Below are 13,551 nucleotides of genomic sequence, written 5' to 3' on the forward strand. Positions count from 1 at the left end.
CGGGCAGTGGCGGATCGCCCCGGCCGGGCGCGTGGCGGTCGGGGAACGCCCTGGGCGGAGCCGCCGACGTTCCTCGGGGCGTCCTCGTCCCGCATGCCCGGCACGGGCGTCGCGCGAGGTCGGGCATCGGGAGGGGGAGCGAGCCGACCGCCGACCGCACGGCGAGCGCGGGGCGCCGGGTGGGAGCCGTGGGGACTCCCACCCGGCGCCACTCGGGTGCTGGCCGACGACTCGGGCGGGGCTGGGCTCAGTGCACCAGGACGCTGTTCGCCGGGAAGTCCACCGACGACAGGCTCGACCCGCCGCGGACGGGGAGCTGGGCCCCGGTGCAGTCGGTGCCCTCGAACAGGACCGCCTGCCGGCCGTGCGTGTTGACGGCCGACCGGATGCGATCCCCCCACCCGTGCTCGACCAGGTCCACGCACGCGCCCGCGTCCGTGTTCCACGCCATCGCCGTGAACCGGGTCCCCTGGAAGCCCGTCTCGTCCCAGGCGCAGAACGTCCCGCTGAACTCGCAGGCTCCGGTGGTGCTCGAAACCACGGCCGTCGGAGTGCCCCCGGGCGCGGCGGCGGCCACCCCGGACGCGACGGCCGAACCCACGACGACCGTGGCGACACCGATCGCGGTGGTCAACGACCTTCTCGCGGACTTCCTCACGAAACACCTCCACACGAAAGGGGTAGAAAAGGAAACGGGACCACCGGTGGTTCCTCGTCGAGGACGGAACCATTGTCCGGCGGAAATCCCCTGCCCAAAACCTAGGAAAACCGGGGAGGTGGAACAAGTGATTCGATTACCCCTTAGAGGGGCGACTAGTGGTCGTGAATTCCGGATGACGGGGAGGTGTCCTCCTCCCGTGCCCGGTCCGCGCTGGGCCGCGCCCGCTCCGGGGCCGGGACGCGGGGGCGACCCGGTGGTGGCGTGGCTGACGCGTCCGTCCGCCGGGCCGTGGGACTGGTCACCCCGCAGCGGAACCCGGCGGCCCGCGCGGCGGTCGATGACGCGACAGAGGCGTCGGGCGAGGGGCCAGGCAGGTCCGGACGGCCGGCGACGAGGTCACCTCCGAGGAGGTGACCTCAGGACCTGCCCGTTCCCGCCGCTGTCCCGCCCGCGCGTCAGGGCTGGAGGCGGCGGTGCGACCACCCGCCGTTCTCCCGGGAGTAGGAGAGGCGGCGGTGCAACCTGCTCGCCTTCCCCTGCCAGAACTCGATCTCGGTGGGCAGGAGGCGGTAGCCACCCCACCCCGCCGGCCGGGGCAGCGCGTTACCGGCCTCGATCAGCTCCTGGGCCCGGGTGTGCAGCTCGCCCTCCGCCGCCAGCGGAGCGCTCTGCGCGGACACGACCGTGGTGGCCTGCGCCGCGAGCGGCCGTTCCGCGAACAGCTCGTCGGACCGCGCGGCCGGGAGGGCCTCGACCGGACCCGCCAGCGTGATCTGCTGGAGGGACTCCCGCCAGTAGAAGTTCATCGACGCCCACGGCTGGACGGCGAGATCCCGCCCCTTCCTGCTGCCGGTGTGGCTGGTGAACACCAGGCCACCGTCGACGACCTCCTTGATGAGGACCACCCTGCTCGACGGGCGTCCCGCAGCGTCGACCGTGGCCAGTGACACGGCGAGCGGTTCCCGAACCCGGTACTCCTCGGCCAGCGCGATCCACCGGCGCAACAGGACGAACGGATCCGCTGGCGGTACGTCGAACTCGGGGAGGACGAGGCTCTCGTCGCCGCTCAGGGTGTTCGCGGGGCGGGACTCCTCGACCCGGCCCGCCTGGGTGGTGTCACTCACCGATCGCCTCCCGCACTCGTCGCACCGGCACCCGGTGCGTTTCCCGAATCCGCATGATCGCACGAGCGGGTGATGCGGGGAAAAGGGGCGGGTGCCGTCGGGAGTGGGCGCCAGAATGGTTCGCGGAAACACTTCCGGTCGGGTCGGACGGCGGTTCCGGGGAATCGGGTGCTCAGCGGCCGCCCCCGGGTGGTGGTGGCCGAACGGGGTTCCGGAGGGTGCCGCCGCGGCACTCGGGGTATCCCGTCGAACCGCCTTAGAAATTCCTCCAAAAAAGAGCAACGGAATCCGCCTACCATTCGGGAGGCGGCGCCCGCTGGTCCTCGGCGGGACTCGGCCGCCACGACTCCGACCACCGCCCCTCCCGCCGCTCGTCGGACGGAGGGGCGCCGCTCCTCGTCCCGCCCCCGGCCCGGCCGCCCGCTCACCCGAGCGGTCGACCTCCGGGCCGGGGCGCCGACGACGGGCGGACCGCGACCTGGGAGGCCGAGACCACGGTTTCCCGGCCACGACAACGCCACTCCGGAGAACGGGAGATCGACTGTGCGCGAGAAGACCCAGGTGCTGGTGATCGGCGGTGGACCCGCCGGATCGACGACGGCGACCCTGCTCGCCCGGGAGGGCGTGGAGGTGACCGTGCTCGAGCGCGAACGCTTCCCGCGCTACCACATCGGCGAGTCACTCCCGGTGTCGGTGCTCAGGATCCTCGACCTGCTCGGCGCTCGGGAGAAGGTGGACGCGGCCGGTTTCGTCCGCAAGCACGGCTCCTACTTCGAGTGGGGGGACGAGAAGTGGGACCTCCCCTTCAGCCACCTCGACGGCATCGACAAGTACAGCTGGCAGGTGGAGCGTTCGGAGTTCGACAAGATCCTCCTCGACCACTCGCGCAGCGTGGGGGCACGCGTCATCGAGGAGGCCTCCGTCCGGGATGTCCAGTTCGACGGCGACCGGGCCGTCGCCGCCCGCTACCGGGTGGGTGGCGAGGAGCGGCACGTCGACTTCGACTTCGTCGTCGACGCCTCGGGCCGCGCCGGCGTGCTGTCCCGGCAGCGGTTCAGGAACCGTCGCTTCCACGAGGTCTTCAAGAACATCGGCGTGTGGTCCTACTGGAAGGGCGCCAAGGACCTCGGGCGCGGCCCGAGGGGCGCGGTGGCGGTGTGCTCGGCGCCGGGCGGCTGGTTCTGGCTGATCCCGCTCAGCGGAGGCGTCCTCAACGTCGGCTACGTGTCCGCGAAGACCTGGTTCGACGACCAACGCGCCCGGCACCCCGACCTGAGGTCGCTCTACCTCGCCGCCGTCGAGCAGTGCCCGTTGGCGGTGGAGGTGTTGGCGGGCGCCGAGATGGGGGAGGAGATCAAGGTCGAGACGGACTACTCCTACGTCGCCGACAGCTTCTGCGGGCCCGGGTACCTGCTGGCCGGGGACGCCGCCTGCTTCCTGGACCCGCTGCTGTCCACCGGCGTCCACCTCGCCAACTTCAGCGGCCTCGTCGGCGCGGCCAGCATCGGCAGCGTGCTGCGCGGTGAGGTCGCCGAACCCGACGCCCTGCGCTTCTACGAACAGGTCTACCGCCACTCCTACCAGCGGCTCCTCGTTCTGGTGTCCCTCTTCTACGAGGCGCATCGGGCCAGCGACGACCATTTCTACAACGCCCAGACCCTCACCCGGGCCGAACGCAACGGTCTGCGGCTGCACGACGCCTTCCTCAACATCGTCGCCGGGGTCGAGGACCTGGCCGACGCGAGTTCCGACCAGGCCTACGAGTTCATCGCCAACCGGTTCACCGGACGCGACGGTGGGTCGGCGAACCCGCTGACCCACCACAACACGTCCAAGGACAACCCGCCGATGGCCCCCGACGAGGCGGTCGCCGGTCTCTACCTGGTCCAGGAGCCCCGCCTGGGTCTCCGGCCCGCGAACCTCCCCGTCGGGACGTCCACCGCCCGCTGAACGGGCCGAGGAGGGGGCACGCTCGGCCCTCAGCCCAGAACCCGGAAGTGGGTGGTGAGGTGCCGGCCGGTGAGCAGGTGGAGGGCGAGCGCCGGAGGCGCCTCCGAGGTCACCACCGCGTCGTCCCCGGGCCGGGACTCGAAGGGGAGCACCAGGGTGGACGCCACGCCGGGTCCGAGCAGCACCGGCACTCCCGCGACGGTGCTCGCCCCAGCCGTGTGAGCGTGCCCGACCAGCACCGCGACGACGGCGGGATGCCGGGACAGGACCTCACCGAAGGGTGCGGAGTCCGCGAGGGCCACGCCGTCCACGAAGGGGTGGCCCACCGGGACCGGCGGGTGGTGTGTCGCGACCACCGTGGGTGTCGCGCCGGCCCCCGGGTCCGCCAACGTGCGGTCCAGCCAGGACAGCCCCTCGGCGCCGAGCGCCCCGCCCACCTCGCCCGGCACGGTCGTGTCCAGCAGCACGAACCGGACCCCGCCGAGGACGACGCACCGGTGCGGCGAGTCGGACGAGGCCCCCGCCTCGTCGCCCAGCGCGGCGGACAGGGCCGAGGGGTCGTCGTGGTTGCCGGGCAGCGCCAACACGGGGGCGGTACCGGCGAACAGGGCCAGGACCTCCTCGTAGTCCTCCCGGCGGCCGGAGTCCACGATGTCCCCGCACAGCAGGACCACGTCGACCGGCCGGGTGAGGCCCCGCAGGTAGCGGGTGACCCGGGCGACCCGCTCCGCGCGTTCCGCGCTCCCGTCGACGTGCGGATCGCTGACATGGGCGATGACGAACACGGGTCCTCCTCGCTGTTCCACCCCGCGCCACACGGGAGAGGCCCAGCAGGACCAGCACCCACCTGACCCGGGCGTCCTGCCACGGACGGTACGCGGCGCCGCGCGCGGCGGACCAGGACCGGACGCCCCAGGAGGTCGGATGTGGACGATCCTCTCAACCCCCGGCGGCACCAGGTCCGGACCGGGCGTCCGGAGCCCGCGTTCCGCGTCCTCGCGGGGAGAGCCCGGAGCCGGCGCGTGGGTGGATCCGTCACGACTCCGCCGGTCCCGTGGCGAGCGCACGCCGTCCGCGGTGGGCGAACACCTCGGCCCACCCACCCCGACGGGCGGTCCGCCGCGTCCGGAGCCGACCGCACGACGAGCGCCCGGGAACTGTGCCGGGAAACGAGGGGGACGCGACCTCCGCCGTCCTGCTCCCGGGGCTGCGCGGGCGTCGGGAGCAGCAGCGCGCACCGGCCATCCGGAGGGACTTCGGCGCCGGGCACGTGCTCCCTCCCGCACCCCCCGGCGGAGCCCTGACGGCGCGGCGGACACCCCTCGACGTCCGCCGGACCGCGCCCGGATCAGCCAGCCCCGCCCTCCTCCCGCTCCCGGTGCAGGCGGTCGCGTGCCAGCGTGGCCAGGAACAGTGCCTGGTCGGCGAGGACCCCGTCGTCGAACACCGCGCGCGGGGAGTGGTTGCTCGCCGGCCGCCCACCGGGATCGGCCGGCGCGGCCCCCAGGAACCCGTAGGAGCCCGGGACCCGGCCCAGCACCCGGGAGAAGTCCTCCGAGCCCGTCAGCGGGTTGTCGAGGTGCCGGTACCGGTCCGCCCCGAAGAGACCGACCGCCGTCCGCGCGTAGAACTCGGCCTCACCGGCGTCGTTGACCGTCGCGGGCAGGACCTCCTCGAAGGTGACGTCGGCGGTCAGACCGTGCCCGACGGCGATGCTCCTGACCAGCTCGGGCAGCTCCCTGCCCAGCCGCGCGGCATTGTCGGCGCTGAACCAGCGGACACCGGCCCGCAGCCGGGCCGAGTCGGGGATGATGTTGGGCGCGGTACCGCCGTGGAACTCCCCGACGGTCACCACGACCGGGTCGAACACGTCGAACCGGCGGGTGACGAGGGTCTGGAGCGCCGTGACGACCTCGGCTCCGACCTGGATCGGATCCAGGGCGTGGTGCGGGCGGGAAGCGTGCCCGCCGCTGCCCCGGACCGTGACGTCCAACCGGCCGAACGCCGCCATCATCGGCCCCGGCCGGCTCGTCAGCACCCCGCGCGGCATGTCGGCCGCCACGTGCACCCCGTAGGCCGCCACCGGTTCCGCGCCGGCGGCGGTCAGCACACCCTCGTCGAGCATGACGCCCGCGCCGTCGTAGCCCTCCTCGCCCGGCTGGAACATGAACACGACCGTCCCGGGGAGGGAATCCCGGACCCCGGCGAGCAGCCGGGCCGCGCCGACCAGTGCGGCCGTGTGCAGGTCGTGGCCGCAGGCGTGCATCGCCCCGTTGGTCGAGGCGAAGGTCAGCCCGGTCAGCTCGTCCAGCGGAAGCGCGTCCATGTCGCCGCGCAGCAGGACCACCGGACCGGGACGGCCGCCACGCAGGACCGCGACGACCGACCCCAGCCGCTCCCCGGTGGTGATCTCCAGCCCCAGCCCGTCCACCGCGTCGAGGACCCGCCGCTGGGTGCGCGGCAGGTCCAGGCCCACCTCGGGGTCCGCGTGCAGGGCCCGTCGCAACCCGATCAGGTCCCGGGCCAGTGCGTCGTCGACGACCAGCCGCCTCGGAGTGGGTGTCATCAGTGCCTCCGGTTCCGTCGCGCCCCCCGTTCCCCCACCCTTCCACCGAGGACCGGCGGCGAGAAGCACGGGGCACGACGGCGTACCCGTGACCGGCGGATGGGCCGCGAGCACCGCGCGGTCCGGGCCGCGCTGGCGGCCAGCCGCCCCCGGGGACGGCGGACCGGACGCCGGCGCGCCCCGGGAGCGGGCAGGGCCTCGTGCGGGGTCGACTCCTCGGACGCGCCCAGCCGCGCCCCGACGTCCGATACCGGATACCGGATACCGGACGGATGCCGGATAGCGGCCGGCGGTCAGCCGGTCACCTGTCGCCAGCCGGTTGCGAGCCGGTCCACCGCGGCCTTCCCCCGACGGCGGGCGCGGTGTTCCCGAAGACGAACGGGTCGGTCTCGCACTGGCTGATGAAGTCGGTGGGGAAACCGGCCTCGAACCCGGTCGCCGCCTCCAGGCGGTCGACCACGTCGTCGGGCAGCACGAGGTCCACGGCGCCGAGGCTGTTCGCCAGTTGGTCCGCGTCGCGGACCCCGACGATGGGCAGCACCGGGGCCCGCCGCCGCGTCCAGGCGAGCGCCACCTGGGCGGCGGAGACGCCGAGTTCCCCGGCGACCGCCCACACGGCCTCGGCGACGGGGCGATCCTTCGCCGACAGCGACTCCGGGGCGGCCCGCGTCGAGGTGCCCGTCAACGCGCCCCCACCCAACGGCGCCCACGCCGTCACGCTCATGCCGAACGCCTCGGCCATCGGCAGCAGTTCCCGTTCCGCGTCCCGCCAGATCAGGCTGTAGGGGACCTGGAGACCAGCGAACGGGGTCCAACCCCGCCAGTCCGCCAGGGTGTTCGCCTGGGCGACCAGCCAGGCCGGGGCGTCCGACACCCCCACGTAGAGCACCTTGCCGGCCCGGACGACGTCGTCCAGGGCCCGCATCGTCTCCTCGATCGGCGTGTGCCGGTCCCAAACGTGCACCCAGTAGACGTCGACGTGGTCGGTGCGCAACCGTCGCAGGCTCCGCTCCAGGGAACCCACCAGGTTCTTCCGGTGGTTCCCCGAGGCGTTCGGATCGTCCCGGTCGTGGGAGACCGTGTACTTGGTGCCCAGGACGAAGCGGTCGCGGTCGGTGAGCACCGCACCCAGCAGATCCTCGCTCCTGCCGTAGCAGGAGGCCGTGTCGACGAAGTTGCCGCCCGCCTCGGCGTAGGTGTCCAGGACCCGCCGCAGCTCCCGCTCGTCGTCGAGGATCATCGTCCCGAGGACGACCTCGGAGACGCGCAGTCCGGTCCGCCCGAACAGTCGGTACCGCATGGTCACCGCCACCTCCTCGACCTCGGCGGTGCGATCGGACGGGGAGCTCGTGCGTGCTCCTCGGCTGTGCGGGACCGCCGCGGCTTGCGTGGTCCTTCGTGGAAATCGTTCATCCCACACACCCTGGCCTGGGGATCCGGCGTGAGGGAGACCCTCCCAGGGCCCCGCTACGGCCCGCTGGCGACCCTAGGATGAAGCGTTATGCCCGAGAACGTTCTGGGGGCCTTCCTGCGGGCCCGCCGTGAGGCCACCGCACCCACCACCGCCGGCATCTCCCCGGGCGGGAGACGACGCACCCCCGGTCTGCGCCGAGCCGAACTCGCGGATCTCGCGGGTATCAGCGTCGAGTACCTGACCAGGTTGGAGCGGGGGCGCGACCGGCATCCCTCCGTTCCGGTGCTGCGGGCGCTCGCCGACGCGCTGCGGTTGTCCCCGGAGGAACACGCGCACCTGCACCGGTTGGCGAAGTCGAGTGACATGGCGTGCGCCCGGACGCCGAGCCCAGCCACCCCGCCCCCGCCGGTCGCGCCGGTCCGCCCGACGCTCCTCGCCCTGCTCGACCAGCTCGAACCGGCGCCGGCCCTCGTCCTGGACGCGCGGACCACCGTCCTCGCCCACACCGCCGGCTTCCGGGAGCTGGTCGCGTCGACCGGGCTGCTCGACGACCCCCGACCGAACCTGGTCCGATACCTTTTCACCGACCCCCGGGCCAGGCTGACCTATCCGGACTGGCCGGTGGTCGCGGACGCCCGGGTGGCCGCGTTGCGCGCCTCAGCCGACCTCGGCGACCAGGACACCGCCGCGCTGGTCGGGGACCTCGCGGCCACCGTCGGCGCGGAGTTCGCCGAGCGGTACGCGGCGTCGGCGGGTCTGCCGAGCGCGACCGGCACCGAACGGTGGAGGATCGGCGGCCACGAGATCACGATGGCCTACGAACGCCTGTCCCTGCCCGGTACCGGCCAGTCGCTGCTCGTCTACCTCCCGGACCCGGCGGCGGTGGAGCGGGAGGACCACCCCGCGGCGTAGCGCCAGGCGAGCTCGGGCCGCGGCGCTCGGGGCCGTCGGTGGCCGAAGAGGGAGGGCACGGCGTGCTGCACGGCTAGGTGCCGGATGCGACCGGCGGTGTCGTCCACGGCGGCCCCCGATACCTGTCCTGGTCGCCGGCTGGCTCTCCGTTCTGATGGCACCTCCAGCTGCTCGGGCGACCAGTCGGATGTCGCGAGGACCAGGTCCGGTCCACTCGGGACCTCCGGCCGGCGGACCTGGCCGCACGGGGGCCGCCCGCCGCGCGGTGACTCCTCACGCGGAGCACGGCGGGGTCCTCGGAGGTCAGGCGACGCGCAGTGACAGCTCGTTGCCCCGACCCCCGTCGACGGGGACGGTCAGGGTCAGGTACCCGCCGAGGGCGTCCCGCACGTGCTCGCGGTAGTCGGTCACCGCGTCCAGCGCGTTCTCCGCGATGACGAGCGCGCCGGGTCGCAGACGCGGTTCCACCAGCCGCAGGACGGGCAGGTAGAGGGAGAAGGCGCCATCCAGCAGCACCAGGTCGACTGGCCCACCGAGGTCGTCGCGCAGCGTCTCCAACGCGTCTCCGATGCGGAACTCCACCAGGTCGTCCAGGCCCGCCTCGGAGACGTTCCTCCGTGCGTAGGCCGCCTTGCCGGGTTCCAGCTCGGTGGTGATCAGGCGTCCGCCCCCGTTGTCCCGCAGCGCCGCGGCCAGGTACAGCGCCGAGACGCCGAAGGACGTGCCGTACTCGACCACCCGCCTCGCGCCGGCGATCCTGGCGCAGACGTAGAGGAACTGCCCGAAGGTGGGGGAGACGCAGAAGTAGTTGTCGGCGTACCGGCGGTACAACGCCCGGTAGTCCCGGCCCTCCTCCTCGAGGGTTCGCCGGATCAGGTCCTCCTCGGACAGATCCCCACCGGAGAGGCCGTCGATCAGAGGCTTGTCCGCGGCGTCCGCTTCCCGGTGCAGGCGGCTGAGGACCTGGGCGACGCGGGCGGACGTCAGTGAGTTCATCGAGGCTCCTTCGTCGACTGTGCGGGTGGCGGAGGCGGGCGGGCCGCCGGTGCGGTGGCCGGGTACGCAGCAGGAGCGAGCGGGTGCCCTGACCCGCTCGTCCGTGGTCCGCGTGCCCGCGCCCGGGTCTCGTCGAGCCGCCCGTCCGGCCGGCGACGACGGGTCTCCGCGCGTACCGCGCGTGGTGGGCGGTGGTGTGCCGACCGCCTCGTTGGCACCTCACTGGTCAGACGATTCCGCGACACGCTCGTCGGCTCCTGGTACCGACGTCGACGGGAGCTGGGGGCCGCTCACGGGTGCGCGGGCGGGTCGGCTGGTTCCGGTCCCCGCGCCGCCGCCCCGGCTCCCGTGGACCCGAGGTGTGCGTCCGTGGAGGGGGCGCGAGCCCTGCACGCCGTGTGCCGGGCCGGGCGGGCCCAACCGGGGGCTCGTGGCCCGCGGTCGCGGTCCCTCCACGGCCTGGCGGCGGTGCCCTCCGCGCTCATCGCCCGCGCCGTGCACCCGAGGTCACAGCGGCGGGATGCGCATCGGTCGACCCGCCGCCACACCGCCGTCGACGGGGATCGAGACCCCCGTCAGGTAGGAGAAGTCCTCGGAGGCGATCGCGAGCACGGCGGAGGCGATGTCCTCCGGCGTGGCGATCCGCCCGAGGCCGTCCACGTTGAGCTGGCCCAGGCCCACCTTCGCCTGTTCCCAGAGCGCGTCGTCGAGCCCGGGTGGCCGGATCATCGCGGTGTCGGTGATGCCGGGGAGGATCGCGTTCACCCGGATCCCGGCGCCGCCGTACTCCAGGGCCGCGGAGCGGACCAACGCCTCCTGGGCGCGTTTGCTCGCCTGGTAGGCCGAGAGTTCGGGGCGGCCCACGACCGAACCGACCGAGGAGTTCACGATGATGTGCCCACCGCCGTGGGCGATCATCGGGGGCAACTGCGCCCGCATCGCCAGGAAGGTCCCCCTGGTGTTGGTGTTCATCGTGTCGTCCCACTGCTCGAGGGTCATCTCGTGCAGCGGCGCGGTGTGTTGCACACCGGCGTTGTTGAAGGCGATGTCGGGCGGTCCGAGGTTCTCGATCGCGCGGTCGACGAAGGCCTGCGTGGAGTCGGCGTCGCGTACGTCGGCCCGCAGGTAGACGGCGTGGCCCCCGGCTCGGCGGATGCGTCGTTCCACCGCGCGGCCGTGGGACTCCCGGCGTCCGCAGAACGCCACCCGCGCGCCCTCGGCGGCGAAGGCGGCGCAGGTCGCCTCGCCGATCCCGGAGGTGCCGCCGGTGACGAGGACAACCTTGCCCCGGAAGCGCCCCCGTCGGCCCGTGGCGGTGCCGCTGCCGGCGGCGTTCGCCGAGCCGGCGCCGAGCATTCCCAGTCCGAGCGCTCCGGCCCCCGCCGCGGCTCCCAGGATCGCGCGCCTGCTGTGGGTGGCGGCACCCGTGGTGCGGGAGGTGTGCGTGCTGGTCATGGTCCTCCGGTTCCTGTGGCCTGGTCGCGGGGCTGGTGCGGACGGGTCCAGCGCGGACTCGGACGCACCGAAAGAAACGCGACTAATTGCTCGCAAAAAAATACGAGGATTGGCTCGTGAAGTCAAGGGGTCCGTGGAGCGGCACGACCCCGCCCCCGTCACCGACCGGTGGGCCGAGGGGCGACCAGCCCGCCACCCCCGGCGTCGGGTCCGCGCGATCCCGCCGGCCACCGGCTGGGACGGCGGCGGAGGCCGGCCTTCCCGCGGGGGCCACCATGTTCCGTTCCCTCCCCGGTCCACGGTCGGCCTCGCACCGGCAACGGATGCCACCCCCGCCCGCCGGGACCCGGGGACAGGACCAGGCCGGTACCCACCGAGCCGGCGGGAGGCCGCGACACGTCGTCCACTCAGGACGTTGCCGAGCGGGACCGCGGCGGACGGCAGGCCACCACACGCCCCGCCCCGAGCATCGGTGACTGGCCGGAGCCGCCCGGGTGGGCGAGGCACCCCACGGTCGGACCGCTCCCGCCGACCAGCACCGCCGCCGGCGACCGGGTGGGAGGACCGCCCCGGCGGGCGGGCGGGTGACTCGGTCCGGACCCGGTGGCACCCGACCGGGCAGGCCACCCGGAACGTGGACCCCGACCAGATCGCCCCGCACGGTCCCGCGCTCCCGCACCGGAGTCCTCCGCGCCGCCCACCCCCCGGCAGCTGCCCGGAGGCGGGCGAGTCGACCCAGTGGCGCTCCGAGGTCCTCGCCGCCCGCCGGGGTCCAGTGCGCACGGACGCGCGGTGAACCGGGAGCAGGGCAACCCCCGGGCACCTCCGCCCCGAAGAAGGGGCATGAGGGACCACGAGAGCGTCCACCCACCCCCGCGAGGAACGTCCTGCCTGACCGGGCTGCTGGCCGTGGCGGCCGCGCTCGGTGCCGGTCACCTGCTGGCCGGGCTCACCGGTTCGCCCGGGTCCTCGCCCTTCCTCGCCGTCGGGAACTCCGCCATCGACCTGGCGCCGGAACCCGTGAAGGACTTCGCGATCGCCGCCTTCGGCGAGGCGAACAAGACCGCGTTGCTGGTCGGGATGGGCGTGGTCCTCGCGGTGCTCGGCGCCGCCGGCGGCCTGGCCTCGCGCGGCGGCCCACTCCCTGGCCTCATCCTGGTCGGGCTCGGGGGGACGGCCGGGGCCCTCGCCACACTGGCCCGACCCGACCTGCCCACCTGGGCCGTGGCCGTGCCGCTCTCGTCGACCGTGGTGGGTGGCGTGGTCTTCGCGCTGCTCTGGTCGGCCTCCCGCCCGCGCGGTCCCCGGAAGGACACCGGGGAGGACCCGGCCCTGACCGGGACCGGTGCGGGCCTGGGGCGCCGGCGGCTCCTGGTGTCCACCGGCGCGGTCGCGTTGGGCTCGGCGACGGCCACGCTGGGCGGTCAGGCGCTGACCGGTCGAGGCGGGCTGGAGGAGTCCCGACGCGCGGTCACCGCCCGCCTCCCGCCCCCCTCGCCGCCACCGGGCGGCGCCGACTTCGTCGACCAGGGGACCCCGACGTTCATCACGGCCAACGACGACTTCTACCGGGTCGACACCGCGCTGCGCGTGCCGGCCCTTCGCGCGGAGGACTGGCGGCTGCGCGTCCACGGGCTGGTCGAGCGGGAACTGTCCCTGAACTTCGACGACCTGCTCCGCCGACCCTGGCGGACCGAGACGATCACCATGACCTGCGTCTCCAACGAGGTCGGCGGACCCTACGTCTCGACGGCCGAGTTCGTCGGCGTTCCCCTGCGGGACCTCCTGCGGGAGGCGGGAGTCCGGGCGGGGGCCGAGCGGGTGTTCGGCACCAGCGTGGACGGGTACACCGCCGCGACCCCGGTGGAGACCCTGCTCGATCCCGACCGGGTGGCCCTGCTCGCCTTCGGGATGAACGGGGAGGCCCTGCCACCCGAGCACGGCTTCCCCGTTCGCATGGTCACCGCCGGCCTGTACGGCTACGTGTCCGCCACCAAGTGGCTGGTCGACCTCGAGCTGACCACGGGCGACCGCCGCACCTACTGGGAGGAGCGGGGCTGGGCCGAACGAGCGCCGATCAAGACGCAGTCCCGCATCGACTCGCCCCGGGGGTTCGAGACGCTCCCCGCCGGCAGGACCACCGTCGTCGGGGTCGCCTGGGCCCAGACCACGGGAATCGACTCGGTCGAGGTGCGGGTGGACGACGGGCCGTGGCAACCGGCGACCCTGGCCCGGGAGGTCAACCCGGACACCTGGCGGATGTGGCGGGCCGAGGTCCACCTCGTTCCCGGTGGCCACCGCATCTCCTGCCGGGCCACCGACCGCGACGGCCACACCCAGACCGAGGAACGGGTCGGCACCGTGCCCGACGGGGCGACGGGCTGGCATGCCGTCGTCTGCACCGCCGAGTGACCGCGCGGAAGAAATTCACGATCCGGGGCAATACCTCCGGCCGCACGTACCGAAGACCCCA

At 73.8% G+C, this 13,551-nt stretch carries 10 protein-coding genes; 3 read left to right on the top strand and 7 right to left on the bottom strand.

From position 1 onward, the window contains the following. Window positions 1–247: 247 nt before the first annotated feature. Together C1701_RS27810 and phzG are read right to left on the bottom strand one after the other, a co-directional pair. Window positions 248–658, bottom strand: a complete 411-nt coding sequence (locus tag C1701_RS27810; RefSeq protein WP_337661898.1) for a peptidase inhibitor family I36 protein — start codon at window positions 656–658, stop codon at window positions 248–250. Window positions 659–1,116: 458 nt separating this feature from the next. Next, window positions 1,117–1,785, bottom strand: coding sequence for a phenazine biosynthesis FMN-dependent oxidase PhzG (gene phzG / locus C1701_RS23220; RefSeq protein WP_103056599.1), 669 nt, complete (start codon window positions 1,783–1,785; stop codon window positions 1,117–1,119). Window positions 1,786–2,328: 543 nt separating this feature from the next. Here phzG and C1701_RS23225 point away from each other — a divergent pair. Then, on the top strand, window positions 2,329–3,735 hold the full coding sequence (locus C1701_RS23225) for an NAD(P)/FAD-dependent oxidoreductase (RefSeq protein WP_103056600.1): 1,407 nt from the start codon (window positions 2,329–2,331) through the stop codon (window positions 3,733–3,735). A 29-nt stretch (window positions 3,736–3,764) separates the two neighbouring features. Here C1701_RS23225 and C1701_RS27815 read toward each other — a convergent pair whose 3' ends face one another. From C1701_RS27815 to C1701_RS23240, 3 genes are all read right to left on the bottom strand, one after another. After that, window positions 3,765–4,520 (bottom strand): metallophosphoesterase, encoded by a 756-nt coding sequence (locus C1701_RS27815; RefSeq protein ID WP_337661899.1) that lies wholly within the window; start codon window positions 4,518–4,520, stop codon window positions 3,765–3,767. Window positions 4,521–5,083: 563 nt separating this feature from the next. Further along, entirely contained in the window at window positions 5,084–6,301 is a 1,218-nt protein-coding gene (locus tag C1701_RS23235; protein WP_026420636.1) for a M20 metallopeptidase family protein, read from the bottom strand. 301 nt (window positions 6,302–6,602) lie between these two features. Further along, window positions 6,603–7,601 (bottom strand): aldo/keto reductase, encoded by a 999-nt coding sequence (locus C1701_RS23240; RefSeq protein WP_030227238.1) that lies wholly within the window; start codon window positions 7,599–7,601, stop codon window positions 6,603–6,605. Window positions 7,602–7,802: 201 nt separating this feature from the next. On the opposite strand from C1701_RS23240, the gene C1701_RS23245 reads away from it, so the two are divergent. Next, complete coding sequence (locus tag C1701_RS23245) at window positions 7,803–8,627, top strand: helix-turn-helix domain-containing protein (protein WP_103056602.1); 825 nt, start codon at window positions 7,803–7,805, stop codon at window positions 8,625–8,627. A gap of 303 nt (window positions 8,628–8,930) precedes the next feature. Here the strand turns inward: C1701_RS23245 and C1701_RS23250 are convergent, their stop codons facing one another. Further along, window positions 8,931–9,623, bottom strand: a complete 693-nt coding sequence (locus C1701_RS23250; protein ID WP_103056603.1) for an O-methyltransferase — start codon at window positions 9,621–9,623, stop codon at window positions 8,931–8,933. Window positions 9,624–10,130: 507 nt separating this feature from the next. Further along, entirely contained in the window at window positions 10,131–11,078 is a 948-nt protein-coding gene (locus C1701_RS23255; protein WP_103056604.1) for an SDR family NAD(P)-dependent oxidoreductase, read from the bottom strand. 843 nt (window positions 11,079–11,921) lie between these two features. On the opposite strand from C1701_RS23255, the gene C1701_RS23260 reads away from it, so the two are divergent. Next, window positions 11,922–13,490, top strand: a complete 1,569-nt coding sequence (locus C1701_RS23260) for a molybdopterin-dependent oxidoreductase (protein ID WP_103056605.1) — start codon at window positions 11,922–11,924, stop codon at window positions 13,488–13,490. The last annotated feature ends 61 nt before the right edge of the window (window positions 13,491–13,551 follow it).

The organism is Actinoalloteichus sp. AHMU CJ021 (genome assembly GCF_002895405.1).
Classification (GTDB): domain Bacteria; phylum Actinomycetota; class Actinomycetes; order Mycobacteriales; family Pseudonocardiaceae; genus Actinoalloteichus_B; species Actinoalloteichus_B caeruleus.